The organism is Thioalkalivibrio sp. ALJ4, from assembly GCF_000377225.1.
Lineage (GTDB): Bacteria > Pseudomonadota > Gammaproteobacteria > Ectothiorhodospirales > Ectothiorhodospiraceae > Thioalkalivibrio.
Map to the genome: position 1 here is coordinate 664,892 of NZ_KB897918.1, position 23,216 is coordinate 688,107.

Here is a 23,216-nt window from a genome sequence, read left to right on the forward strand (position 1 = left end):
TCCCAGGCCGCGGCCCGAATGCGGCCGGCCGCTTGAGCCAGACGGTTCATGTCGGCCTCAGTTGGGGTGCGACCTCGAAAAACGTCTTCCGCGACGATTACCACCAGCAAGCATTCACGGGCCACCGCTTCGAGGGCATCGCGCGGGATCCAGCGTTGACCGGGGCGCAGCGGTGCGCGGCTGGGCGCCAGGTCCGTCGGGAACAGGTCACGCATCTCCAGACCGGCGGCTTCTACAACCTCGGCGGCACCGCAACCGGCGAAGCATTTGACCAGGACCGTTCCATCGTCTGTCTCTCGGACGGATAGGCTCGGACTGCGATCTCCGTGCGCAGGGCAGCAAGCCATCCAACGACCGTGGCCAGTAGCTTTCACCTTCTCCAGACGGTCCAGCAGGCGTTCAACTGGCGTTTCCCGGACTTGGGGACTCATTGCCGCCCCTGAGTGTTGTTCTGGCACTCACGGGTCACGGCAATCTGCTGCTGCAGCCAGTCGTCGACTTCCTCTTCCACCCAACCGACGGCTCGGCCACCCAGCGGGATCGGCTTCGGAAATGCACCCTGCGCCACGCGCAGGTAGATCGTGGACCGGGACAGTCCGGTACGGGCTTTGACGGAGGGTAGTCTCAGGATCACGGTAGCCATGTTGGGGCCTCCTCGGGCCTTGTCGAACATGGCTGCTACGTTAGGCTCTCCAAGGATCCCAACTACCCGATTTGATTAGCCAGATTTTGGGGCAATCACTTCGCCTTTGGTGGCGTGTGGACAATCAGTCCGCCTTGGCTAACGTCTTTCTGCACCTTCAAACCCTTCCGGGCCAGCGCGTGGGCGTCCTGCACCGGTTGTCCTGTCGCGAGTTCCAGCGCTATGGACAGAATGGTTTCGTACAGACCGCCTTTCGTAGTGGTAGGACGCACGCCCAGATGTACTTGGATAGCGTCGGCAATATCTCGGGCGAAGAAGGTTCGGTGGTCTTTCGGCAAGTCTCCCTTCCTAGGGTATTGGGCAGCTGTGTCCCTCGCCCCATACAGGGCGCCGAGTAGAGCCGCGTGTGCAGACTGCATGGATAAGAGGCCATCATCCGACTTCGTGTCGAGGAGATAGCGGGACAAGTCGTCGAGGTTGTTCAACTGATCCAGCAAGATCTCTGCCGTGTCCACCGTCGCAGCGAGATTCTCCCGAACGGTCCCGGGAAGGACTTCTTGGCGGAGCTTGTCTCCGGATAGGAATGTTCGGATGCCCTCAGTCAACGCGTTGAAGAACGCCGCAGGATCTCCGATCTGAATGCCCCTCTGTTCCAACTCGGTCGCGATGTAGCGACGATCTTCGTCCGTCATCTCGAATGGCACGTAATTGTGCACACCCGTTGGGCTCCAAGTTGTAGGCATAGATCTCATCCGTGCGTGTTGGGGGTGGCGCGGCGGCGGCCAGCGGGCTCCGCTCACCGGTCATTGGATCATGAGAGATCCTCCGGTATCTTGCCGGATTAAACCGTAATTGAAGTGGGGCAGTGGCCCGAGTAAGGGTGGCGATCAGTGGTCGCAGTTGGGCACGGTGCAAGAATCGGCACTAAACAAGGATGGGAGAGCAGGAATGGTCGAGGGGGATGAAAGGAGGCGGTTGTGGGCGGCAGCCAATAAGTTGTGGGCCAACACCGGTCTCAAGCCGGCCGAGTTCTCGGCCCCGGTGCTGGGGCTGATCTTTCTGCGGTACGCCGAGAAGCAATACGCCGCTGCCGAGGAGCTGATCGGACCGGTAGGGTCCGGGGGGCGGCGTAAGGTCAGCAAGGACGACTACCTCGCCGAGGGCGTGATCTTCCTGCCGGAGACTGCCCGCTTCTCTCACCTTCTGGATCTGACCGAGGCCGACAACATCGGCAAGGCCATCAACGATGCCATGAAGGCCATCGAGGTGGAGAACCCGGACCTTCGGGGCGCCTTGCCGCGCAACTACACACAACTGGAGAACTGGGTCCTGATGGAGCTCTTGAAGCTCTTGGGGCCGGTGGATCTCTCCGGGGATGCCTTCGGCAAGGTCTACGAGTACTTCCTCGGCAACTTCGCCCTGAACGAAGGCCAGAAGGGCGGGGTCTTCTATACGCCTGAGTCCATCGTCAAGCTGATCGTGGAGATCATCGAGCCCTACCACGGGCGCATCTTCGACCCGGCTTGTGGATCAGGTGGCATGTTCGTCCACTCGGCAGACTTCGTAGAGCGCCACCACCAGACGGCCATGGACGAGATCTCGATCTTTGGAACGGAGAAGGACCAGACCACCGTCAACCTCAACAAGATGAACCTCGCGGTGCATGGCCTATCCGGTGATGTACGGGTGGCTAACACCTACTACGAGGACCCGCACGACGCCCTGGGGCGGTTCGACTTTGTGATGGCCAATCCGCCGTTCAATGTCTCCGGCGTGGACAAGGAACGGCTGGAGGGGGACCCGCGATTCCCCTTGGGGATGCCCAAGACGGACAACGCGAACTACCTCTGGATGCAGCTCTTCTACTCTTCCCTGACACCGGATGGACGGGCTGGCTTCGTCATGGCCAACTCGGCGGGGGATGCCCAAGGCAGCGAGCAGTTGATCCGTCAGAAGCTGATTGAGTCCGGTGCCGTAGACGTGATCGTCTCGGTGGGGCCGAACTTCTTCTACACCGTCACGCTGCCCTGCACCCTCTGGTTCTTTGACCGGGCCAAGAGCGAAACCGAGCGAGGGGACAAGGTGTTGTTCATCGACGCTCGCCACCTCTACCGCCAGATCGACCGTGCGCACCGAGACTGGCTGCCGGAGCAGATCGAGTTCCTGGCCAACATCGTTCGCCTCTACCGTGGTGAAGACATCGAGCTGGACCAGGGTAGCGAGCCGCTGCTGGCCGAGAAGGGGCTTAGCGAAGGCTATGCCGATGTGCCTGGGCTCTGCAAGGTGGCGACTCGGGAAGAGATCGAGGCGCAGGGCTGGTCGTTGAACCCTGGGCGTTATGTCGGGGCAGCGGCGAGGGAAGCCGAGGATGTGGATTTTACAGAGCGGCTGGAGGAGCTGGCTGAGGAGCTGGAGGTGCTGAACTCTGGGGCTAAAGAGCTTGAAGGTGTAATCTCTGAGAGCGTCTCGGTCATTATGGAGGCCTCAAGATGACTGTGACTCAACCTCTTTGGTTGCGGAAAGAGGATGTGCCAGATCTCCCTGATGGCTGGATAGCGCTCACGACAAACGAAGCGTGTGAACAGCTGAAGCCTGGGAAGTTATATTCTGGAAAAACGACCTTTGAGATTGGTGATGTACCTGTATTGAGCCAAGGCGAATCAGGATTTGTTGGATATCATAATGATGCCCCAGGGGTTGCTGCCTCACCTAAGAGCCCGGTCGTAACTTTTGCTAATCACACTTGTGCGATGCGGCTTGTGACGCACCCATATTCCTGCATTCAGAACATCTTTTCAAAGGTAGGAAAAGATGGCGTGTGTGACACAAGGTACTTTTACTATGCCGCCATGGGTCGGGTTACGATAGGTGACTACAAGGGGCACCATCCTCTCTTTCGCCAAGCCTATATTCCGATTCCCCCTCTGGGAACTCAGCATCGAATCGCCTCCATCCTTTCCGCTTACGACGACCTCATCGAGAACAACACGCGCCGCATCGAGATCCTTGAGGAGATGGCTCGGCGGCTGTACGAAGAGTGGTTCGTCCACTTCCGTTTCCCTGGGTATAAGGAGGTGAGCTTCAAGGAGAGTGAGCTAGGGAGGACTCCTGAGGGATGGGAGGTTCGCCGACTTGAAGATGTGGTGGCTTTGAACCCAAAAACCAAGGTTCCCAAGGATGGGGAAAAGTGGTTTGTACCGATGGGAGCCTTATCAGAATCGAGCATGGTCGTTGGTAGCCTTGAGAAAAAAGCTGGCAACAGTGGTGCGAAATTCCAAAATGGCGATACCTTGGTTGCTCGCATCACTCCTTGCCTTGAAAACGGAAAAACAGGGTTCGTTGACTTCCTGCCTGTGGATCAGCCAACCGGCTGTGGCTCTACTGAATTTATTGTGATGCGCTCGACGTCTCTGTGTCCCGAGATGGTCTATCTGCTAGCGAGAAGTAACCGGTTCCGCGATGTGGCCATCAAGAGCATGTCTGGTGCCACCGGTAGGCAGCGGGTTCGTGTTGAAAGCCTTAGGGAGCTCCCCGTAGTTCAACCGGATCAAGCTACCCTAGCTGCTTTCCAAGGGTTCGTTGCGCCTTGCTTCAAACAGATCCGCACCCTCGCACGGAAAAATAACAACCTCCGCGCCCAACGCGACCTGCTGCTCCCCAAGCTGGTCTCGGGTGAGATCAACGTATCCGACATCCCCATGCCCGACGACAAGGAGATCGAAGCCGCATGACGCCCCCGCCATCCCCGGCTTATGACTACTCGGAGGATGCTCTGGTGGAGCAGCCCGCTATTGAGCTGTTCGATCAGCTGGGGTGGGACACGGCCAATCTCTATGGGGAGTGGACGGGAACGGTATCGAGCGAGGGGCGGCAGACCCAGCAGGATGTGGTACTAGTGCCTCGGCTGCGGGTGGCCCTGGAGAAGCTCAACCCCGAGCTGCCCGCCGATGCCCTAGAGAAGGCCATTGAGGAGTTGACCCGCGACCGGTCGAAGTTGCTGCCAGTGAACGCCAACCTGGAGGTCTACCGGCTGCTCAAGGATGGCGTGAAGGTAGAGCTGTCCGAGGAGAATGGCGGCACCGCTATAGAGACGGTACGGGTGATCGACTGGAGCCAGCCCGAGGAGAACGATTTCCTGCTGACCTCACAGTTCTGGGTTCGTGGTGAGTTGCATACCCGGCGCACCGATCTGGTCGGTTTCGTCAACGGGTTGCCGCTGCTGTTCGTGGAGCTGAAGGCGAGCCACAAGACGCTGAAGGCTGCCTATGATGGCAACCTGAGCGACTACCGTTCGGTGATCCCCCAGCTCTTCACCTATAACGCTGTGGTAATGCTCTCCAACGGCTCTGAGACCGTGGTGGGGAGCACTTTCTCACCATGGGAGCACCTCTTCGAGTGGAAGCGCATCAACGACGAGGGTGAGAAGGGTGTTGTGTCCCTTGAGACGGCTATCCGCGGTATCGCGGAGCCTGTGCGTCTGCTGGACATGGTGGAGAACTTCACGGTGTTCGAGGAGGCCCAGGGCGGCACCATCAAAAAGATCGCCAAGAACCACCAGTACCTCGGCGTGAACAAGGCCATTGCCGAGCTGAAGCGCATCAAGGATCGTCCTGCCGGTGAGGCCGGTCGGCTGGGGGTGTTCTGGCATACCCAGGGCTCGGGCAAGTCGCTGTCCATGGTGTTCTTCACGCAGAAGATCCACCGCACGATCCCCGGCAACTGGACGTTCGTGATCGTCACCGACCGCAACGAACTGGACGAGCAGATCTACAAGACCTTTGCCGCCACGGGCGCGGTCAACGAGGTGGAGGCTCACGCTGAGAGTGGAGCCCATCTGAAACAACTGCTGACCGAAGACCATCGCTATGTCTTCACGCTGATCCATAAGTTCGGCACTCGAAACGGGGAGGCGTATCCCAAGCTCTCCGACCGGCAGGACATCATCGTCATTACCGACGAGGCCCACCGCTCCCAGTACGACACCCTGGCCATGAACATGCGCACGGCGCTGCCTCATGCCGCCTTTCTAGGGTTTACCGGGACACCGCTGATGGCGGGTGAGGAGAAGACCAAGGAGGTGTTCGGTGACTACATCTCGGTCTACGACTTCGGGCAGTCCATCGCTGATGGGGCGACGGTGCCGCTCTACTACGAGAACCGCATCCCCGAGCTGCAGCTGATCAACGAGAACCTGAACGAGGACCTGACACAGTTACTGGAAGACGCTGAGCTGGACGAGGAGCAGGAGAGAAAGGTCGAGCGGGTATTCGCCCGGGAGTACCACCTGATTACCCGAGATGATCGGCTGGAGGCTATTGCCGAGGATCTCGTGCAGCACTTTGTCGGTAGGGGCCACCAGGGCAAGGCGATGATGGTCTGTATCGACAAGGCCACCGCTGTGAGGATGTACGACAAGGTTCAGGCTCACTGGAGCGCCTACTTGGAGCGCCTCAGGACTGAGCGGGGATCCGCCCCAGAAGAGCAGCAGGAGCCGCTGAGGCACAAGATCAAGGTGCTGGAGAAGACCGACATGGCGGTGGTGGTCTCTCAGGGGCAGAACGAGGTGAAGGAGCTGGCGGACAAGGGGCTCGACATCCTGCCCCATCGTAAGCGAATGGTGGAGGAAGACCTCGACGAGAAGTTTAAGGATGCCAATGACCCGCTGCGGCTGGTGTTTGTCTGCGCCATGTGGATCACCGGCTTTGACGTGCCTTCCTGCTCGACCATCTATCTCGACAAGCCGATGAAGAACCACACCCTGATGCAGACCATCGCCAGGGCGAACCGAAAGTACCCCGGCAAGGAGGCGGGTCTGATCGTGGACTATGCGGGCGTCTTCAGGAAGCTGCAGGAGGCGTTGGCCATCTACGGCGGACTGCCATCGTCTGGTGTTGGTGAACCACCAGCTGGTTATGGGGATCAGCCTGGTCAGGACGGCGGGAGCCCTATCCAACAGAAGGCGGAGCTGGTCGAGTACCTGAGGCATCTCCTCGCGGAGGCTCTGGGCTTGCTGACCACGAACCAGATCGACCATGAGGCGATCAAGTCTGCGGAAGGCTTCGAGAAGGTGGCTCTGCTGGACGATGCTCGCGAGAAGCTGCTGGCGAGTGAAGAGACCAGGAAGTCGTTCCTGAACCACGCACGAGCGGTATCCCGGGTCTACAGGGCCATCCTGCCGGACCCTTCTGCTAACGAGCTGGCTCCTGACGCGGTGCTTCTGTCGGTGCTAGCTCAGAAGATCAAGGCGTTGGAACCCGAGGTGGACATCTCTCAGGTGATGAGGGAGGTGGATGATCTCCTGGATCAGTCCGTCGCTCCGGTGCCCTATGTCATCGAGGAAACAGACGAAGAGAAGCTGTTCGACCTCAGCCAGATCGACTTCGAGAAGCTGCAGCAGAGGTTCGCCAAGGGTCGAAAGCGCACAGAAGCCGAGCGGCTGAAGGCACTGCTGACCCAGAAGCTGGAGACCATGGTAGCCAGGAACCCCAGCCGGGCGGATTTCATGGAGAAGCTGCAGAAGCTGATCGAGAAGTACAACACCGGAAGCCTCAACGTCGAAACCTTCTTCCAGCAGTTGATGGAGTTCACTGACGAGCTGCAGGAAGAAGACCGGAGGGCAATCCGCGAGGGCCTCACGGAGGAAGAACTGGCACTGTTCGATATCATGACGAAACCGGCCCCCGCAATGACCGATAAGGAAATCTCTCAGGTGAAGACCATGTGTCGAGATCTACTGGAGACCCTGAAGAAGGAAAAACTGGTCCTGGACTGGCGGAAGAAGGCCCAGGCCAGAGCCGAGGTCCGTCGGACACTCGAGATCGTCCTGGATCGACAGCTGCCAGACAGCTTCGACGAGCAGACGTACGAGGCGAAATGCGATACCGCTTTTCAGCACCTCATGGCTAACTACTACGGACCAGGCGTCAGCGCGTACGCTGGTGCGCAAGCGTAGGAGTTCCGATCAACCCCCATGAATCGTAGGCACGCCGGGCAGCGCCATTGGTCTTGATCGCTGCAAGGCAGGAGAACGGCGCGTATGACAAAGGTGCGCCAGGCTCGTTCGACCCAATCCCCGATGAACAACTGAAACGGTAAGCGATGATGCATCCAACTCTTGAGCGGTTCATTTTTGCGGGCACCAGCGTAATGGTCGCTTTTTCCTTGGCCGGATGTCTCGCAGGACCGGCACCTAAACCTACAGAAGCAGTCTACGACGATAATTTTTCACAAGCAGACCATGTCGAGCGCTTGGTCCGAGAAGGCCGAATCTCGGAAGCCTTTACGGTCTATATGGAAATCGAAGAAGGCCAGGATCCACGATGGTCTGTTATACGGGATCTGGCTCAAGGCTTGGCGGAATCACCCGACTCAGAGGATTATCTGACCGCTCTGGGGAACCAGCTTCAAGCTCTTTCGGTTGAGTCTGCGCCTGAATCTTGGCCCGAAAAACGACATCTTTTCGGTCGCGCCTCGACTCTAAGCTCGATCTATGACGGGCAGCAAGATGTAGATGACCGAGACGCTGTGGGGAATTTTGTCTCCGCAGTAGACCAAGCCCGTGCCGAATGGTATCTGGCCAAGCCCCGCCTCGTGTCTGAATGCGGTATGTCTGGTTTCCGGGAGTGCGTTGACTTGTACCCAGTCCCATCTGAGTTTGATGACTGGGGCGATCAAAGCCGGTCGGAACTCGCGCTCGCACTTATCTCTCAAGTCGATCTGGACAGTTCTTCGAGTAGTGCGCTTCGGGAGTTATTCGATCACGCAGACGCCGTGTACGAAATGATCGAAGTTGAAAGACCCGAAGGCGTTATACCGGAAAGCTATGTTATCGACCAAACATTGTGGTCCACAGCGGGTGATGGTTCGGAAGCTGCTGGGGCCAATTTGAAACTGGGATCTGTCTACCCGTCCCCTGTGCAGCCAAATGAGGTTGTAATAGAGGATATTTGGGGGAGTCCAGGGCACAGGTTCCAAGTATTTTTGGTTAGGTCTCGTGAGAGTGTAACCCCTAGCGAGTTGGCCGTTTACAGTCAGCCCTCAGAGTTTCGAGTGTCTGAACGTCATGTACCGAACCCGGAATATCAGCGAGCTCAGGCAAGAGTAAACAATTTACGTGCTCAGTTGCAGCAGGCACAAACTTCGGCTGCTTATGCCCAGGATCCGATTTCTCAGGGTTTCGCACAGGGGCAGGCTATGGGCCTTCAGTCGCGTCTGACGAATGCGATTAACCGGCTAGGTAGTATTCCCATGCAAGTAACCGAGCCCGTGTATCAAACATATGAGTACTCGGTCCGGAAGATGAGGCTCGATAAGGAGTCACGCTTCGAGATACTAGTGGTTGACCACGAGCACGATAGAGTGGGGCGCGGCTCTATAACGGTGCGAGACACGAAGGAGGCCGAGGTTGCATCGGGTGTTCGAGCTCATGATCGGTTCAATAGGCATTCGAGTGATGGGGTGCGAGAGATTTCGGAATCGTTCCGAGAATTAACGGTTTCGCTGGCACCGAAAGACGTCGTGGGAAACCTACAGTTTGGCTCAGGGCCGAGTAATGAGCGTACGCTTGTTGCGCTACTCGACCAAGGGCGAGTAGTGAGTTCACGGCATGACGCGGGTGAAAGAGTTGGGGCTCCGAGTGGGGAGCCGGAAGTGGGAGCCGCGTCGTTTTTCCCGAGTGTGGTGGTTGTCTCAGCGGGTGGTCTTGGGTCTGGGTTTTACGTGCGCGAGAATCTTGTCGTGACGAATGCCCATGTGGTCGAAGATGTGCTCAATCCAGAGATTCGGAACAGAGACGGAAGAGTGCATGTCGGACGTGTGATAGCGACTGATTCAGCTGGTGACTTGGCATTGGTCGAAGTTCGTGAGCTGGGTGTTCCATTGCCGCTGCATTCTGGCGCGGTTCCGGTAGGGGAGGATGTCGTTGCGATTGGGCATCCGAGGGGTCTGGAATTTACGATCACTCGAGGCGTCATTAGTGCGAGTAGGTATCGGTCGAATTTCGGTGAATCCATACCGGTTCTACAGACGGATACAGCAATTAATCCAGGTAATTCGGGTGGGCCATTGTTGCTCAATGGCGAGGTTTTGGGGGTAAACACGGCGCTGTTGGCAGATAGTCAAGGGATTGGCTTTGCCGTTCACGCGGATAGAGTTCGGCAAATTCTGGGTGCCGCGGGCCGCTGAAGCTAGGGGTGTTTGGATAACGTGTACAATTTGCGGAGTTCAACTGCCAGGCAAATACCGGTAATGGGCGTACTGGGGTGCAGCGCGGGTATGGACCTGGCCAGCGATCCAGTGTGCCTGGTCGGTCAAAATGGGCAGTCGGTTCAGTGATGGATTACACACAGGTCGGTGTAAGACCCATTCCGGACCGTTTGCAGAGGTAGTCTGCCCACTCCTGCATCATCTGTCGGCGCTTAGCGAAGAGATCGCCACGCCGGTAAGCGGCTTCTACTTTGTTCTCGATGACGTGGGCGAGAGCCATTTCGGCGACGTCGCGCGGGAAGGTGGAAACCTCACCAGACCAGTCTCGGAAGCTTGAGCGGAAGCCGTGTGGTACGTAGTTGCCGCGGTCGCGGCCGACGCCAAATCCGGATTTCCTCATGATGTTGAGTAGGGCCATGTTGGAAAGAGGGCGCCCCATCCGCATCCCGGGGAACAGGTAGGGGTTTTCCGGCAGTCTTTGAAGCGCATCCAAGATGGTCAGAGCTTCGGGCGACAGCGGGACCCGGTGCTCGCGGCGGCTCTTCATCCTGCTGGCCGGAATAATCCAGGTCTCGTTTTCCAAATCGATCTCGTTCCAAGTGGCTAGTCGTACCTCATTGGTTCGTGTGGCGGTCAGGATTAGAAAGCGAAGGGCTTTGGGCGCAATACCGTCCATGTGCCGGAGCTCCTCCATATACGCGGGAACATCGAAGTAGGGCATCGCAGGGTGGTGGGCAACGGCGCGGACACGGGTCGGTTTGGGCAGAAGCTTGTCCAGGTGGCCACGCCAGCGCGCTGGATTGGTTTCGGCTCGGAAGCCGTGAGCGGCGGCAAAATCCAGGACGTTCTCGATGCGGCCCTGCACCCGCTTGGCTGTCTCGTTCTTGGTTTTCCATATGGGCGAGAGGACCTGGAGGATGTCTTCGGTGGTGATTTCACTCACTAGCCTTTCGCCGATAACCGGTCGCGCGTACGTCTTCAGCGTCCGCACCCACTGGCGCCGGTGCTTCGGGTTTCGCCAACCGTGCCTCTGACTACGGATGTACTGGGCGGCGCAGGAAGTGAACGAGGGCGTTTGCCGCTTTACGGCGTTCCGTTCTGCTATGGGGTCGCCCCCGGTTTTGGCGATTGACCGGCAACGCGCGGCCTCATCCCGCGCCGTGGCGAGGGTCACGTCGGGATAGGCGCCGAGGCCCATCTCTCGCCTTCTGCCACGGATGGTTACCCGTAGCACCCATTTCTTGGCCCCTGTTGCCGATACGACCAGGCGCAGACCGCCGCCATCTTCGTGCTTGCCGGTTGCGGCTGTTTCTACCTTCCGCGCACTGAGCTTGTGGAGCGCCATGTGGAGTCCTCATACTTGTTTCCCGTCCCCCATCGAGTCCCCCATTTATCATGGAACTCGTTGGATGCCTCTGGACTCACTAGTACCATAAGGCACTGAAAAAATGAAAGTATAAGGACTTAAATGGAACCATATGGACGATGAGTCGACGGACTCACTCTCCGCCAGATCCAGAAAGGGGCCCGAGTGGCCCCTTTCGCACGTCTGGTCCCCGAGGGTTCGGGATTCGGACCCGAGATACAGAAAAGGTGGTTCGACGGGTGACGCGCAGCGGTACCCGAACGTCACCGCAGGTGACGGCCCGAAGGGCGAGGCGTATTGGTTGGGGGCTCTAAGGGGCGGAATGACGATAGTCGGCGCGCTGGAAGGCGTTTTCCGGGCTCAGTGACAGCGTGTACCGCCAAGCCCATCGCTGACGGTTTTGCTGAATGCCTGCACGCATTGGGGGTTCCACGCTCCCGAGCGTGCTAATCTTGTGCGAAATGGTCGACTTATAAAGGCCGGATCGGCCAAAGCGGATTTCCTATGTCTCTGACCCCCACTGTCCTGTTCAGCCTGCTGGCGGACGACACCCGCTTGCGTTCGTTGCTGCTGATTCACATGGAGCGCGAGCTCTGTGTATGCGAGCTGATGACTGCGCTGGAGATCTCGCAGCCGAAGGTCTCGCGTCATCTGGCCGCGCTGCGCCAGCAGGACGTGGTGACGACCCGGCGCGAAAGCAACTGGATCTACTATCGGCTGCATCCGCAACTGCCGGAGTGGGCCCGCGAGGTGCTGGCGTCGACGGCCGAGGCTTCGCGCGTCAATGGCACGCTGCGCGAGGATCATGCGCGCCTGCAGACAATGTGGCGTGATGCCGATCTGGGGCTCCCGGTTTCCCGGCGCTCGTCGGAGGCCTGATCAGCGTACTTCGGTGGGAGGCATGGCAATGCCGGCTTCCCGCAACCACTGACACAGGCGGATCAGCGGAAGACCCACCAGGGCGGTAGGGTCCGAACCCTCCATGCGCTCGAACAGGCTGACCCCCAGGCCTTCCGACTTGAAACTGCCGGCGCAGTCCACGGGATTGTCCAGCGCGACATAGGCCCGAATCTCGGCGTCCGACAGCCGGCGGAAGCTGACGACGTATTCCACGTCCTCTACCTGCGCCTCGCCGCTGGAGGCATCCAGCAGGCACAGCCCGGTGTGAAAGGTGACCGTGCCGCCGGACAGCGAGGCCAGCTGTTCGCGGGCGCGCTCGGGATTGCCCGGCTTGCCGAGGATGTGGTCCTGATGGCTGGCGCTCTGGTCGGAACCAATGATCAATGCGCCCGGGTGGGTGCCAGCGACTGCTCGGGCCTTGGCCTCGGCGAGGCGCTGCACGAGGGCCGCCGCGTCTTCGTCCGGGAGCCGCGTCTCGTCGACCTGCGGGGCCGCCGTCGCGAACGGCAGATGCAGCCGCTGCAACAGCTGGGCGCGATAGGGCGAGGTCGAGGCGAGGACGATTTCACGCATGGGGCTTACGCATCCGGGCTGTCGATCTCGATCAGGGCATCGTCCGGGTTGGCGGCCGCACCCTTGGCCACGTTTACCGCGCGCACGGTGCCGGCGATGGGCGCGGCGATCTCGGACTCCATCTTCATCGCCTCGAGCACCAGCACCGGCTGGCCGGCCTCCACGGTGTCGCCCTCGGCCACCAGGACGTCGATGATCGTGCCCGGCATGGACGTGGTGACATCCCCCGGGCGGGTGGCGCGGCGGGATTTCTTGCCCGTGCGCGGCGACTCGGCGCCACCGCTACCGCCGCCGGCGGTGTCGATGGTGTCGAGCGTCTCGATCAGGACCTCTTCCGGCATGCCGTCGATGGTGACGTACATCGGCCGCGTGTCCTCGCGGTGGTGGCCGCTGCCATTCACGCGGATATGGTACGACTCCCCGTGGAAAGTGACGTTGAACTCGACCGGCGCCGGGCAGCCCGCCTGGGTGTTCTCGGGCAGGTTCAATGGTTCCGGTTCCAGTGTCCCGTCGCGGCGCTGCTCGAGGAAGGAACGTCCCACCTCGGGGAACAGCGCGAAGGTCAGTACGTCCTCCGGCCCCTGGGCCAAATCGCCGATGTCGCGGGTCAGATGGTCCATCTCCGGCTTTAGCAGGTCCGCCGGGCGCACGTCGATGACCTCGGCGTTGCCGATCGCCTTGCGCTGGATCACGCGGTTGATCGGCCCCGGCGCGCGGCCGTAGTGCCCGGTCAGGTACTGCTTCACCTCGTTGGTGATGGTCTTGTAGCGCTCCCCGGCGAGGACGTTCATCACCGCCTGGGTGCCGACGATCTGCGAGGTCGGCGTGACCAGGGGCGGGTAGCCGAGGTCCTCGCGTACGCGCGGGATCTCCTCCAGCACGGCATCAAAGCGATCCAGCGCGTTCTGGTCGCGCAGTTGATTGGCGAGGTTGGAGATCATCCCGCCCGGGACCTGGTTCACCTGCACCCGGGTGTCGACGCCGGTGTATTCGCTCTCGAAGCGCTGGTACTTCTTGCGCACCTCGTGGAAATACAGGCCGATCTTCTGCAGGGCCACGAGGTCCAGGCCGGTGTCGTGCTCGGTGCCGGACAAGGCCGCGACCAGGCTCTCCGTCGGGGGGTGGCTGGTGCCCCCGGCGAAGGCGGAGATCGCGGTCTCGATGTGGCGGCAGCCGGCCTCGATCGCCTGCCAGTGGCACAGCTCGGACAGACCCGAGGTCGCATGCGCATGCAGGTGGATCGGGACATCCAGTGCGTCGACCAGCTCGGTTACCAGTTCGCGGGTGGCCGTCGGGGTCAGCAGCCCGGCCATGTCCTTGATCGCGATGCTCTGTGCCCCCATGTCCACCAGCTCGCGGGCGAGGGCGACGAATTGGGCGGCGGAGTGTACCGGTCCGGTGGTGTAGCACAGCGTGCCCTGGGCATGGCCGCCTGCCTCGCGGGTGGCCTCGATCGCGGTGCGCAGGTTCCGGGCATCGTTCATCGCGTCGAAGATGCGGATGATGTCGATGCCACCGGCCACGGACCGCTCGACGAAGGCGCGCACGACATCATCGGCATAGTGGCGGTAGCCGAGCAGGTTCTGCCCGCGCAGCAGCATTTGCAGCGGGGTGTTGGGCAGCGCGGCCTTGAGCTGGTGCAGGCGCTCCCACGGGTCTTCCTTGAGAAAGCGCACGCAGGCGTCGAACGTGGCCCCGCCCCAGGCCTCAAGGGAGTGGAAGCCGATCGCGTCCATCTGCTCGCAGATCGGCAGCATGTCCTCGGTGCGCATGCGCGTGGCGATCAGGCTCTGGTGGCCGTCGCGCAGGGTGACATCCGTGATGTGAACTCGATCCATGGTCAGTCCGATATCCGGGGGTTACAACCCGTGGTGGGCGGCGATTGCGGCGGCGATCGCGACGGCCAGATGGCGGTCGGAGCGCTTGGCCGGTAGCTCGGTCAGTTCTGGGTGCTCGGCGATGAAGCCGGTATTGAAATCCGCGCGGCGAAAATCCGGGTGGTTCACGATCGCCAGGTGATACGGGATGGTGGTCTTGACCCCGAACACGCCCATGTCGCGCAGGGCCCGGTTGCTGCGCGCCAGCAGGTCGTCCCACTCCAGCGCCCAGCAGATCAGCTTGGCGCACATCGAATCGTAGTGCGGCGGGATCTCGTAGCCGGTGTAGATCGCGCCGTCGGTGCGCACGCCCGGCCCACCCGGGGCAAAGTAGCGCGTGATGCGACCAAAGCTCGGCAGGAAGTCGTTGGTTGGGTCTTCCGCGTTGATGCGAAATTCCATGGCGAAGCCGCGCCGGGTGATCTGCGACTGGTTGTAACGCAGGGGTTCGCCACTGGCGATGCGCAACTGCTCCTGCACGATGTCCACGCCGGTGATCATCTCGGTCACCGGATGCTCGACCTGCAGGCGCGTATTCATCTCCATGAAATAAAACGTGTCATCGCCGTCCATCAGGAACTCGACGGTACCGGCGTTCTGGTAGCCGACGGCCTGGGCGGCGGTAACGGCCAGTGTGCCCAGGTGCTCGCGCTGGGCCTCGCTCAACTGCGGCGAGGGGGCGATCTCCACCAGTTTCTGGTGGCGCCGCTGCACGGAGCAGTCGCGCTCGTACAGGTGCACGGCATTGCCATGGGTGTCCGCGAGGATCTGTACCTCGATGTGGCGCGGGTTGACCACGGCCTTTTCCAGGAAGATCTCGGTGCTGCCGAACGCACGGGTCGCCTCCGAACGCACGCGGTCGAAGTTGCGCCGCAGGGCGTCCGCGTCGTCGCACAGGCGAATGCCACGCCCGCCGCCGCCACTGGTCGCTTTGAGCATCACCGGATAGCCGATGGCCTCGGCGGCCTCCAGTGCGGCCTCCAGGGTTTCCAGGTTGCCCTCCGACCCTGGGGTGACCGGGACCCCGGCCTCGATCATTGCCTTTCGCGCGGCCACCTTGTCGCCCATGCGGCGGATGACGCTGGCGTCCGGGCCGACCCAGGTGAGCCCGCGCGCGTCGCAGGCCGCGGCGAAATCCGCGTTCTCCGAGAGAAAGCCGTATCCCGGGTGTACGGCGTCGCATCCGGCCGCCCGGGCCACACTGAGCAGCCGGTGGATGCTCAGGTAGCCACCCATGCTGTCGGGGCCGATCGCGTAGGCCTCGTCCGCCTTTTTAACGTGCAGGGCGTGGCGGTCGGCGTCGGTATGCACCGCGACCGAGGTAATCCCCATCTCCGCGCAGGCCCGGATCAGGCGTACGGCGATCTCGCCCCGGTTGGCTATGAGCAGCTTGCGGATCAAACGGAAGGCCTTGGGAAGGTCAGTGAAAGCCCGAGTATCGGCATGCAGTCGAAGGCCTGCAAGTTTCTGTTTCGCTTTGACAGAACGGCCCTCTCGCGCGTATATTCCGCGCCCTTGTATTTGAGTGTTCTATGAGTCGTATTCCCGTATCTCTCGACCCGTGGCAGCCACGGGCCCGGCACCAGGAATTCGAAGGCGATTTGTCTGCGGAGGACCTGCCGCGCCTGCGGGACGAGGCGCTGGCCGAGCACCCGCTGCGAGTCCATGTCCGTTTCGGGCTGGAGCGCGGTGCGCTGGACGAGGTGCGGCTGGCCGGTGTGATCACCGGCGAGCTCTGGCAGACCTGCCAGCGCTGCCTGCAGCCGATGGCCTGGGAATTCCGGCTGGAGACCGATGCGGTGATCCTGCCGGCGGGCGGCTCCGTAGAAGGCCTGGGCGCGGACGAGGACATCCTCGAACTCGAGGACGACGGACGGCTGCACCCGGCGGTCTGGGCCGAGGACGAGGTGCTGCTGGCCTGGCCGCTGGTGCCGCGCCACGTGGACTGCGAGCCCGCAGTGGAACCCGAGTTTGTTCCCGGGCAGCGCGAGGACAACCCGTTTGCGGTGCTCGAGCAGCTAAAGGGCAGTTCGAGCGACGGCGAGGATCGGTAGGCCGGGCGGAGCAGGGCGCCGCCCGGCTCGAAACGCTATACTTGCGCCCGTTTTTGATTCGGGCTAACCCCGCACAGGCGGGATTTGATTAATCTGGAGATTCATCATGGCTGTGCAACAACGCCGCAAGACCCGCTCCAAGCGCGATATGCGCCGTTCCCACGACGGGCTGAAGGGCGCGACCCTGTCCACCGATCCGACCACCGGAGAGGTCCATCGCCGGCATCACGTGACCCCGGACGGGTTCTACCGTGGTCGTCAGGTGATCCAGCAGGACGTCGAAGTCGAAGACGACGAAGACTAAGCTCGGCGTGATGACCTTGCTGGGGCCACGGCTGCGGCTGCACCGTGGCCTTTCCGCGTTTAATCGGGCCCGGTCGTTGGGTGTCTCGCGGGCGCGCGCATGAGCCGAGAATTCACCATCGCCCTGGACGTGATGGGTGGCGACCATGGGGCCCCCGTGGTGTTGCCGGCCGCCCGCCGTTCGCTGAAGGTGGCGGACGACTTCCGCCTGCTGCTGGTGGGGGACGAGGCGACAATCGAATCCGGTCTTGCCGACTGGACGCCTGCCGAGCGCGAGCGTGTGGAAATCGTGCATGCCAGCCAGGTAGTCGGCATGGAGGAGTCGCCGGCTGTCGCCCTGCGCACCAAGCGCGATTCCTCGATGCGGGTCGCCATCGATCAGGTCAAGAAAGGCACGGCCCAGGCCTGTGTGTCCGCCGGTAACACCGGCGGGCTGATGGCCACTGCGCGCTATGTGCTGAAGACCCTGCCGGGGATCGATCGTCCGGCGATCGCGACCGCGCTGCCGTCGCTTTACGGCCATACCCACATGCTGGATCTTGGCGCCAACGTGGACGTCGAGGCGGCACACCTGTACCAGTTCGCGGTGATGGGCTCGGTGCTGGCGAATGCGGTGGACGGGCTCGAGGCCCCCAAGGTGGGACTGCTCAATATCGGGTCGGAGGCCATCAAGGGTAACGATCGGGTACGCGAGGCCGGGCGCATGCTGGAGGAATCCAGTCTGAACTATGTCGGCTTCGTCGAGGGCAACGACGTCTACTGCAGTGATGTCGATGTGGTCGTCTGCGACGGCTTTGTCGGCAACGTCGCGCTGAAGGTCAGCGAGGGCGTGGCCAAGATGATCTCGACGAACATGAAGGCCGAATTCCGTGCCTCGCTGTACTCGCGTCTGGCCGGACTGTTTGCCCTGCCCGTGCTGCGCCGGTTGCGCCACCGCTTTGACCACCGACGCTATAACGGGGCCTCGCTGCTGGGGTTGCAGGGCGTGGTGATCAAGAGCCACGGCAGTGCCGATGCGCTGGCATTCGAATACGCGATCCGCATCGCCCGGGTCGAGGCGGAGGCGAACATCTCCAGCCGCATCGACAAGCAGCTGGGTCAGCTACTGGGGCAGGAGCACGCGCAGTGAAGCATGCACGCATCAGCGGGACCGGGAGCTACCTGCCCGAGCGGATCCTGACCAACGCCGATCTCGAGGCCATGGTGGATACCTCGGATGCCTGGATCCAGGAGCGTACCGGGATTCGCGAGCGCCACATCGTGGCCGAAAACCAGGTGACCTCCGACCTGGCGCTGAAGGCCGCCGAGCGCGCGCTGGATGCCGCGGGCATCCGTCCCGCCGACCTGGACCTGATCATCGTCGCCACCACGACCCCGGACCAGATTTTCCCCAGTACCGCGTGCATCCTGCAGGCGAAGCTGGGTATCGGTGGCTGTCCGGCCTTCGACGTGCAGGCGGTGTGTTCCGGTTTTGTCTATGCACTCGCCACGGCCGATCGCTTCATGCAGAGCGACGAGATCCGGCATGTGCTGGTCGTCGGGGCCGAGACGCTCTCGCGCATCACCGACTACACCGACCGCGGCAACTGTATCCTGTGGGGCGATGGCGCGGGCGCGGTGGTGCTGTCGCGCTCGCCGGACCCGGGCATCATCTCCACCCACCTGCACGCGGATGGCCACCACAAGGGCCTGCTGGAGGTCCCGGGCGGGGTCTCGCAGCCCGGCGACAACCCGGATCTCGAGTTTATCCGCATGGAAGGCCGCGCGGTCTTCCGGGTCGCGGTCAACACCCTGGACCAGATCGTCGACGAGACACTGGAATACAACGGGATCGAGAAGTCCGAGCTGGACTGGCTGGTCCCGCACCAGGCCAACATCCGCATCATCCAGGCCACGGCCAAGAAGCTGAACATGTCCATGGATAACGTCGTGGTCACGGTCGACCGGCACGGCAACACCTCTGCTGCGTCCATCCCGCTGGCGCTGGATACCGCCGTGCGCGACGGGCGCATCAAGAAGGGCGACCTGATCCTGACTGAGGCCTTTGGCGGCGGCTTTACCTGGGGCTCCGCGCTGATCCGGATGTAGCGCGCGCCGCTTCGCGATTCCATTCCTGTGGGAGCCTGCTTGCAGGCGAAGCCCCTGCCAAAGACTGATACGAAGCGGTTCGCCGAAAGACGGGAGTCGACGACATGGGTCGCGAGATCGAACGCAAGTTTCTGCTGGCCAGTGATACCTGGCGCGAGGCCGTGGTGCGCTCGCAGCGCATGCGCCAGGGCTATCTGTGCGGCAATGATCGCGCCTCGATCCGCGTGCGCGTGGACGAGGAGGGCGCGAACCTGAACATCAAGAGCGCGACCCTGGGGGTCGAGCGCGACGAGTACCAGTACGCGATCCCGGTCGAAGAGGCCCATCGCCTTCTCGACACCCTCGCGGGTCCGCAGGTCGAGAAGACGCGCTACTGGGTGGATGTGGACGGCTGGGAATACGAGATCGACGTGTTCGAGGGCGCCAATGCCGGCCTGATCGTCGCCGAGCTGGAATTGCCCGCGAGCGATGCCGACTTCCCGCGCCCCGAGTGGCTGGGCGAGGAGGTCTCGCACGACCCGCGCTACTACAACACCGAGCTGGCCCGGAACCCCTACCGCGACTGGCCCGATGCAAGCTGATTCCTTTCCCGTGTTCGATCCGGACTGCCGGCGCTGCCCGCGCCTGGCCGGTTTTCTGGAAGACGTGCGGGCGAAGCACCCGGACTACCATGCCGCTCCGGTGCCCTCGTTTGGGCCGCTGGATGCCCGCCTGCTGATCGTTGGACTCGCCCCGGGGATGCACGGGGCCAACGCGACGGGGCGGCCCTTCACCGGGGACTACGCCGGGGTGCTGCTCTACGAGACCCTGCACCAGTACGGCTTTGCGACCGGCCCCGAGAGCGTGAGCGCGGACGACGGGCTGCAACTGCTGGACTGCCGGATCACCAATGCGGTGAAGTGCCTGCCGCCGCAGAACAAGCCCACCACCGAGGAAATCCGTACCTGCAACGGTTTCCTGGCCGCGGAGATGGATGCGATGCAGCCCCGGGTGATCCTGGCGCTGGGCAAGATCGCCCATGACGCGGTGCTGCGGGCCCGGGGTCTGCCGCTGTCCAGCCTGCGCTTTGCCCACGGCGCCGAGCATGCACTGGATGGCATGCGGCTGATCGACTCCTACCACTGCTCCCGCTACAACACCCAGACCCGCCGCCTCACCCCGGCCATGTTCGGCGAACTCTTCGCCCGCATCCGTACCCACCTCGAGTAGAAAAGCCTGTTTGGTCCGGCTGCTCGCGATGGCGTGGGGCCCAAAGGTGTCGAGGTACCAACGTGCGAAGGGCATTGAACGCCCTCTGCTGACATCTCTCACGCCCAGTTGCCCTGCAGGTTTGGCCGACTCCCTTGGCCGTTCCGGTATCCTGAAGCTGTCATGAGTGCCCCCGACACCAGTTTCGATTCCAAGGCCTTCCTGAAGACGCTGACGCAGTCGCCCGGCGTCTATCAGATGCTGGATGCCAGCGGCGGCGTGCTGTACGTCGGCAAGGCGCGCAATCTCAGGAGCCGTGTGGCCAGCTACTTTCGCGGTTCGGATGATCGCGGGCCGCGGATCCGGTCGATGGTGCGCCAGATCGCGGACATCCGCGTCGCGGTCACGCACACCGAGGCCGAGGCCCTGCTGCTCGAGGCCAACCTGATCAAGCGCCACCGGCCGCGCTACAACGTGCTGCTGCGCGACGACAAAAGCTACCCCTACATCTTCGTGTCCGGTCAGGAGTACCCGCGTCTGGGTTTTCACCGGGGCGCGAAAAAGAAGGGAGTGCGCTATTTCGGTCCGTACCCGTCGGCCGGGGCGGTGCGCGAGAGCCTGGCGCTGCTGCAGAAGCTGTTTCAGGTGCGTCAGTGCGAGGACAGCGTGTTCGCGCACCGCTCCCGGCCCTGCCTGCAGTATCAGATCGGGCGCTGTACGGCACCCTGCGTGGGCTACATCACGCCCGAGGAGTATGCCCGCGACGTCGAGTCTTCCGTGCAGTTCCTGCAGGGCAAGAGCGAGGTGGTGATCGCCGATCTGATGCAGCGCATGGAGGCGGCCTCCGAGCGTCTCGACTTCGAGCATGCGGCCCGGCTGCGGGACCAGATCGCGCGGCTGCGCCAGATCTCCGAGCAGCAGTTTGTCTCCGGCGGCGAGGGTGACGCCGACGTGATTGCGCTGGCGCAGGAGGCGGGCGCGGTGGCCGTGGAGATCTTCTTCGTGCGCGGCGGACAGAACCTGGGCAACCGCGAGCTGTTCCCGAACGTGCCGGAGGCCACTGACACCGGGGAGATCATGGCGGCGGTGCTGGCGCAGTACTACGCCGAACGCGAACCGCCGGCGCGCGTGCTGCTGTCGCACGAGCCGGAAGGCGCGCCGGCGCTGGAGGCCTTCCTGATGGAGCGCCGCGGGGGCCGCAAGGTCCAGGTCGCCTGGTCGCTGCGCGGGGATCGGGCGCGCTGGCTGGATATGGCGCGGCGCAATGCCGAACTGGCGCTGAAGACCCGCATTGCCAGTCAGGCCGGACAGACCGCGCGCCTGGACGCCCTCACCGCCGAACTGAATCTGGAGAATCCCCCGAAGCGCATGGAGTGCTTCGACATCTCGCACACCGGCGGCGAGCGCACGGTCGCTTCTTGTGTGGTGTTCGGGCCCGAGGGGCCGATCAAGTCCGACTACCGGCGGTTCAACATCGACGGCATCGAGCCCGGCGACGATTACGCCGCGATGCATCAGGCCCTGAGCCGGCGCTTCGCGCGGCTGAAGAAGGGGGAAGGGCAGGAGCCGGACATCCTGTTCATCGATGGTGGCAAGGGGCAGGTTACGCAGGCGCTCAATGTGCTGGCGGACCTCGGGCTGGATCACATCCGCGTGATCGGCGTCGCCAAGGGCGAGGAACGCCGGCCGGGTATGGAAACTCTGATATTGAGCGGGGTGGAGGCCCCCTCTATACTCCCCGCGCACTCGGGTGCGCTGCACCTGATCCAGCAGATTCGCGACGAGGCGCACCGATTCGCGATCACTGGGCACCGTGCGCGCCGTGCCAAGGCGCGCAAGGAATCGACCCTGGAGTCGATCCCGGGGCTGGGGCCGAAGCGCCGCAGCGCGTTGCTGCGCCACTTCGGGGGGCTGCGCGGAGTGGCCCGGGCCGGCGTCGACGAGCTGACCAAGGTGCCGGGCATCCACCGGCGGCTCGCGCAGGCGATTTACGACCAGTTTCACGAGGGCTGACCAGCAGATGATCCGTGAACTCCCCAACTGGCTGACCTGGTCGCGGATCGTGATGATCCCGCTGCTGATCGCCGTGTTCTACGCGCTGCCGATGCCCACGGCCGGCATCGTCGCGGCGATCGTCTTTGCGCTCGCCGCGATCACCGACTGGGCGGACGGCTACCTGGCTCGGCGCTGGGAGGTCACCAGCCGCTTCGGTGCGTTCCTCGACCCGGTGGCGGACAAGTTGATCGTGGCCGCCGCGCTGGTCCTGGTCGTGGATCACAACCCGGGCGTGGGCCTGGCGCTGGCGGCGGTCGTCATTATCGGGCGCGAGATCGCGATCTCGGCCTTGCGCGAATGGATGGCCGAGGTCGGCGCCAGCGCGAAGGTGGCCGTATCCTGGGTCGGCAAGGTCAAGACCACCGCCCAGATGGTGGCGATCTTCCTCCTGCTGTGGGCGGAGCCGGTCGCCGGGCTGCCGATTTTCGCGATCGGTGAATGGCTGCTGTATCTGGCGGCCATCCTGACGCTGGTCTCGATGGTGCAGTACATGCTGGCGGCTGCGCGCGGGCGCTGATTGGCCGCACGGAAACACCGGCGGGGTATTGACGTTCGCCCCCGGTGCGGTAGAATACGCGCCGTTAACGAAGAGCGGGAATAGCTCAGCTGGTAGAGCACAACCTTGCCAAGGTTGGGGTCGCGAGTTCGAATCTCGTTTCCCGCTCCAACAGATTCCTGAAACCCCGGTTCGGCCGGGGTTTTCTGTTTCGGCCGCCGCCTGTCGCATCACGCGGGCATCATGCGGACCGGGACCCACCCGATACAGGCTGGGTGGCAGAGTGGTTATGCAGCGGACTGCAAATCCGTGTACGCCGGTTCGATTCCGACCCCAGCCTCCATCATCGCGCTTCGCGCCAGGGCCGCCTTCGGGCGGCCTTTTCTTTTGTCGGTATGGCGTGCCAGCGCGGATCGAAATCAGTATGGAAATTCTCGTCCCAATAAGGGTTACAGGGTCTATGCTCTTA

At 62.4% G+C, this 23,216-nt stretch carries 20 protein-coding genes and 2 tRNA genes; 16 read left to right on the forward strand and 6 right to left on the reverse strand.

What is annotated here, in order from left to right; translation table 11 throughout:
* Positions 1-32: 32 nt before the first annotated feature.
* Positions 33-308, forward strand: coding sequence for a hypothetical protein (locus tag C936_RS14935; RefSeq protein WP_155988212.1), 276 nt, complete (start codon positions 33-35; stop codon positions 306-308).
* Positions 309-427: 119 nt separating this feature from the next.
* Here the strand turns inward: C936_RS14935 and C936_RS0109280 are convergent, their stop codons facing one another.
* Positions 428-643, reverse strand: a complete 216-nt coding sequence (locus C936_RS0109280; protein ID WP_018648944.1) for an AlpA family transcriptional regulator — start codon at positions 641-643, stop codon at positions 428-430.
* A 95-nt stretch (positions 644-738) separates the two neighbouring features.
* Complete coding sequence (locus C936_RS0109285) at positions 739-1,335, reverse strand: hypothetical protein (RefSeq protein WP_231363230.1); 597 nt, start codon at positions 1,333-1,335, stop codon at positions 739-741.
* A gap of 256 nt (positions 1,336-1,591) precedes the next feature.
* On the opposite strand from C936_RS0109285, the gene C936_RS0109290 reads away from it, so the two are divergent.
* The 4 genes from C936_RS0109290 to C936_RS14635 all read left to right on the forward strand — a co-directional run bounded on the left by C936_RS0109290 (position 1,592) and on the right by C936_RS14635 (position 9,826).
* Entirely contained in the window at positions 1,592-3,136 is a 1,545-nt protein-coding gene (locus C936_RS0109290) for a class I SAM-dependent DNA methyltransferase (RefSeq protein ID WP_081616878.1), read from the forward strand.
* Positions 3,133-4,374, forward strand: a complete 1,242-nt coding sequence (locus tag C936_RS0109295; RefSeq protein ID WP_231363231.1) for a restriction endonuclease subunit S — start codon at positions 3,133-3,135, stop codon at positions 4,372-4,374. The genes C936_RS0109290 and C936_RS0109295 overlap by 4 nt, the downstream gene beginning before the upstream one ends.
* Positions 4,371-7,595 carry a type I restriction endonuclease subunit R gene (locus C936_RS0109300; RefSeq protein ID WP_018648940.1) on the forward strand — a complete coding sequence of 1,075 codons (3,225 nt, stop codon included), beginning with the start codon at positions 4,371-4,373 and terminating at the stop codon, positions 7,593-7,595. The genes C936_RS0109295 and C936_RS0109300 overlap by 4 nt, the downstream gene beginning before the upstream one ends.
* Positions 7,596-7,744: 149 nt before the next feature.
* Positions 7,745-9,826 (forward strand): S1C family serine protease, encoded by a 2,082-nt coding sequence (locus tag C936_RS14635; protein ID WP_196801240.1) that lies wholly within the window; start codon positions 7,745-7,747, stop codon positions 9,824-9,826.
* A 154-nt stretch (positions 9,827-9,980) separates the two neighbouring features.
* Here the strand turns inward: C936_RS14635 and C936_RS0109305 are convergent, their stop codons facing one another.
* Positions 9,981-11,192 (reverse strand): integrase arm-type DNA-binding domain-containing protein, encoded by a 1,212-nt coding sequence (locus C936_RS0109305; RefSeq protein WP_018648939.1) that lies wholly within the window; start codon positions 11,190-11,192, stop codon positions 9,981-9,983.
* Positions 11,193-11,717: 525 nt separating this feature from the next.
* Between C936_RS0109305 and C936_RS0109310 the strand changes: the two genes are divergently transcribed.
* The gene (locus C936_RS0109310; RefSeq protein WP_018138522.1) at positions 11,718-12,092 is read left to right on the forward strand and encodes a metalloregulator ArsR/SmtB family transcription factor; all 375 of its coding nucleotides are present in this window, start codon (positions 11,718-11,720) and stop codon (positions 12,090-12,092) included.
* Here the strand turns inward: C936_RS0109310 and C936_RS0109315 are convergent, their stop codons facing one another.
* The 3 genes from C936_RS0109315 to C936_RS0109325 are packed head-to-tail and all read right to left on the reverse strand — an operon-like array spanning position 12,093 to position 15,964.
* On the reverse strand, positions 12,093-12,686 hold the full coding sequence (locus C936_RS0109315; RefSeq protein ID WP_018174017.1) for a nucleoside triphosphate pyrophosphatase: 594 nt from the start codon (positions 12,684-12,686) through the stop codon (positions 12,093-12,095).
* A gap of 5 nt (positions 12,687-12,691) precedes the next feature.
* Positions 12,692-14,524, reverse strand: a complete 1,833-nt coding sequence (oadA, locus tag C936_RS0109320) for a sodium-extruding oxaloacetate decarboxylase subunit alpha (protein ID WP_018648938.1) — start codon at positions 14,522-14,524, stop codon at positions 12,692-12,694.
* A 21-nt stretch (positions 14,525-14,545) separates the two neighbouring features.
* Positions 14,546-15,964 carry an acetyl-CoA carboxylase biotin carboxylase subunit gene (locus tag C936_RS0109325; protein ID WP_018648937.1) on the reverse strand — a complete coding sequence of 473 codons (1,419 nt, stop codon included), beginning with the start codon at positions 15,962-15,964 and terminating at the stop codon, positions 14,546-14,548.
* A gap of 131 nt (positions 15,965-16,095) precedes the next feature.
* Here C936_RS0109325 and C936_RS0109330 point away from each other — a divergent pair, with 131 nt between their 5' ends.
* The 10 genes from C936_RS0109330 to C936_RS0109375 all read left to right on the forward strand — a co-directional run bounded on the left by C936_RS0109330 (position 16,096) and on the right by C936_RS0109375 (position 23,090).
* Positions 16,096-16,617: a DUF177 domain-containing protein gene (locus C936_RS0109330; protein ID WP_026278827.1), complete on the forward strand. Its 522-nt coding sequence runs from the start codon at positions 16,096-16,098 to the stop codon at positions 16,615-16,617.
* Positions 16,618-16,723: 106 nt separating this feature from the next.
* Positions 16,724-16,921: a 50S ribosomal protein L32 gene (gene rpmF, locus C936_RS0109335; RefSeq protein WP_012982981.1), complete on the forward strand. Its 198-nt coding sequence runs from the start codon at positions 16,724-16,726 to the stop codon at positions 16,919-16,921.
* A gap of 99 nt (positions 16,922-17,020) precedes the next feature.
* Positions 17,021-18,049 carry a phosphate acyltransferase PlsX gene (plsX, locus tag C936_RS0109340; protein ID WP_018138527.1) on the forward strand — a complete coding sequence of 343 codons (1,029 nt, stop codon included), beginning with the start codon at positions 17,021-17,023 and terminating at the stop codon, positions 18,047-18,049.
* Positions 18,046-19,008, forward strand: a complete 963-nt coding sequence (locus tag C936_RS0109345) for a beta-ketoacyl-ACP synthase III (RefSeq protein WP_018138528.1) — start codon at positions 18,046-18,048, stop codon at positions 19,006-19,008. The genes plsX and C936_RS0109345 overlap by 4 nt, the downstream gene beginning before the upstream one ends.
* 104 nt (positions 19,009-19,112) lie before the next feature.
* On the forward strand, positions 19,113-19,589 hold the full coding sequence (locus tag C936_RS0109350) for a CYTH domain-containing protein (RefSeq protein ID WP_018138529.1): 477 nt from the start codon (positions 19,113-19,115) through the stop codon (positions 19,587-19,589).
* Positions 19,579-20,217, forward strand: a complete 639-nt coding sequence (locus C936_RS0109355) for a uracil-DNA glycosylase (protein WP_018138530.1) — start codon at positions 19,579-19,581, stop codon at positions 20,215-20,217. The genes C936_RS0109350 and C936_RS0109355 overlap by 11 nt, the downstream gene beginning before the upstream one ends.
* Positions 20,218-20,379: 162 nt before the next feature.
* Positions 20,380-22,209 carry an excinuclease ABC subunit UvrC gene (gene uvrC, locus C936_RS0109360; RefSeq protein WP_018174020.1) on the forward strand — a complete coding sequence of 610 codons (1,830 nt, stop codon included), beginning with the start codon at positions 20,380-20,382 and terminating at the stop codon, positions 22,207-22,209.
* Positions 22,210-22,216: 7 nt separating this feature from the next.
* On the forward strand, positions 22,217-22,768 hold the full coding sequence (gene pgsA, locus C936_RS0109365; RefSeq protein WP_018174021.1) for a CDP-diacylglycerol--glycerol-3-phosphate 3-phosphatidyltransferase: 552 nt from the start codon (positions 22,217-22,219) through the stop codon (positions 22,766-22,768).
* 74 nt (positions 22,769-22,842) lie between these two features.
* A tRNA-Gly gene (locus tag C936_RS0109370) sits at positions 22,843-22,918 on the forward strand.
* Positions 22,919-23,016: 98 nt separating this feature from the next.
* Positions 23,017-23,090 (forward strand) — tRNA-Cys (locus C936_RS0109375).
* The last annotated feature ends 126 nt before the right edge of the window (positions 23,091-23,216 follow it).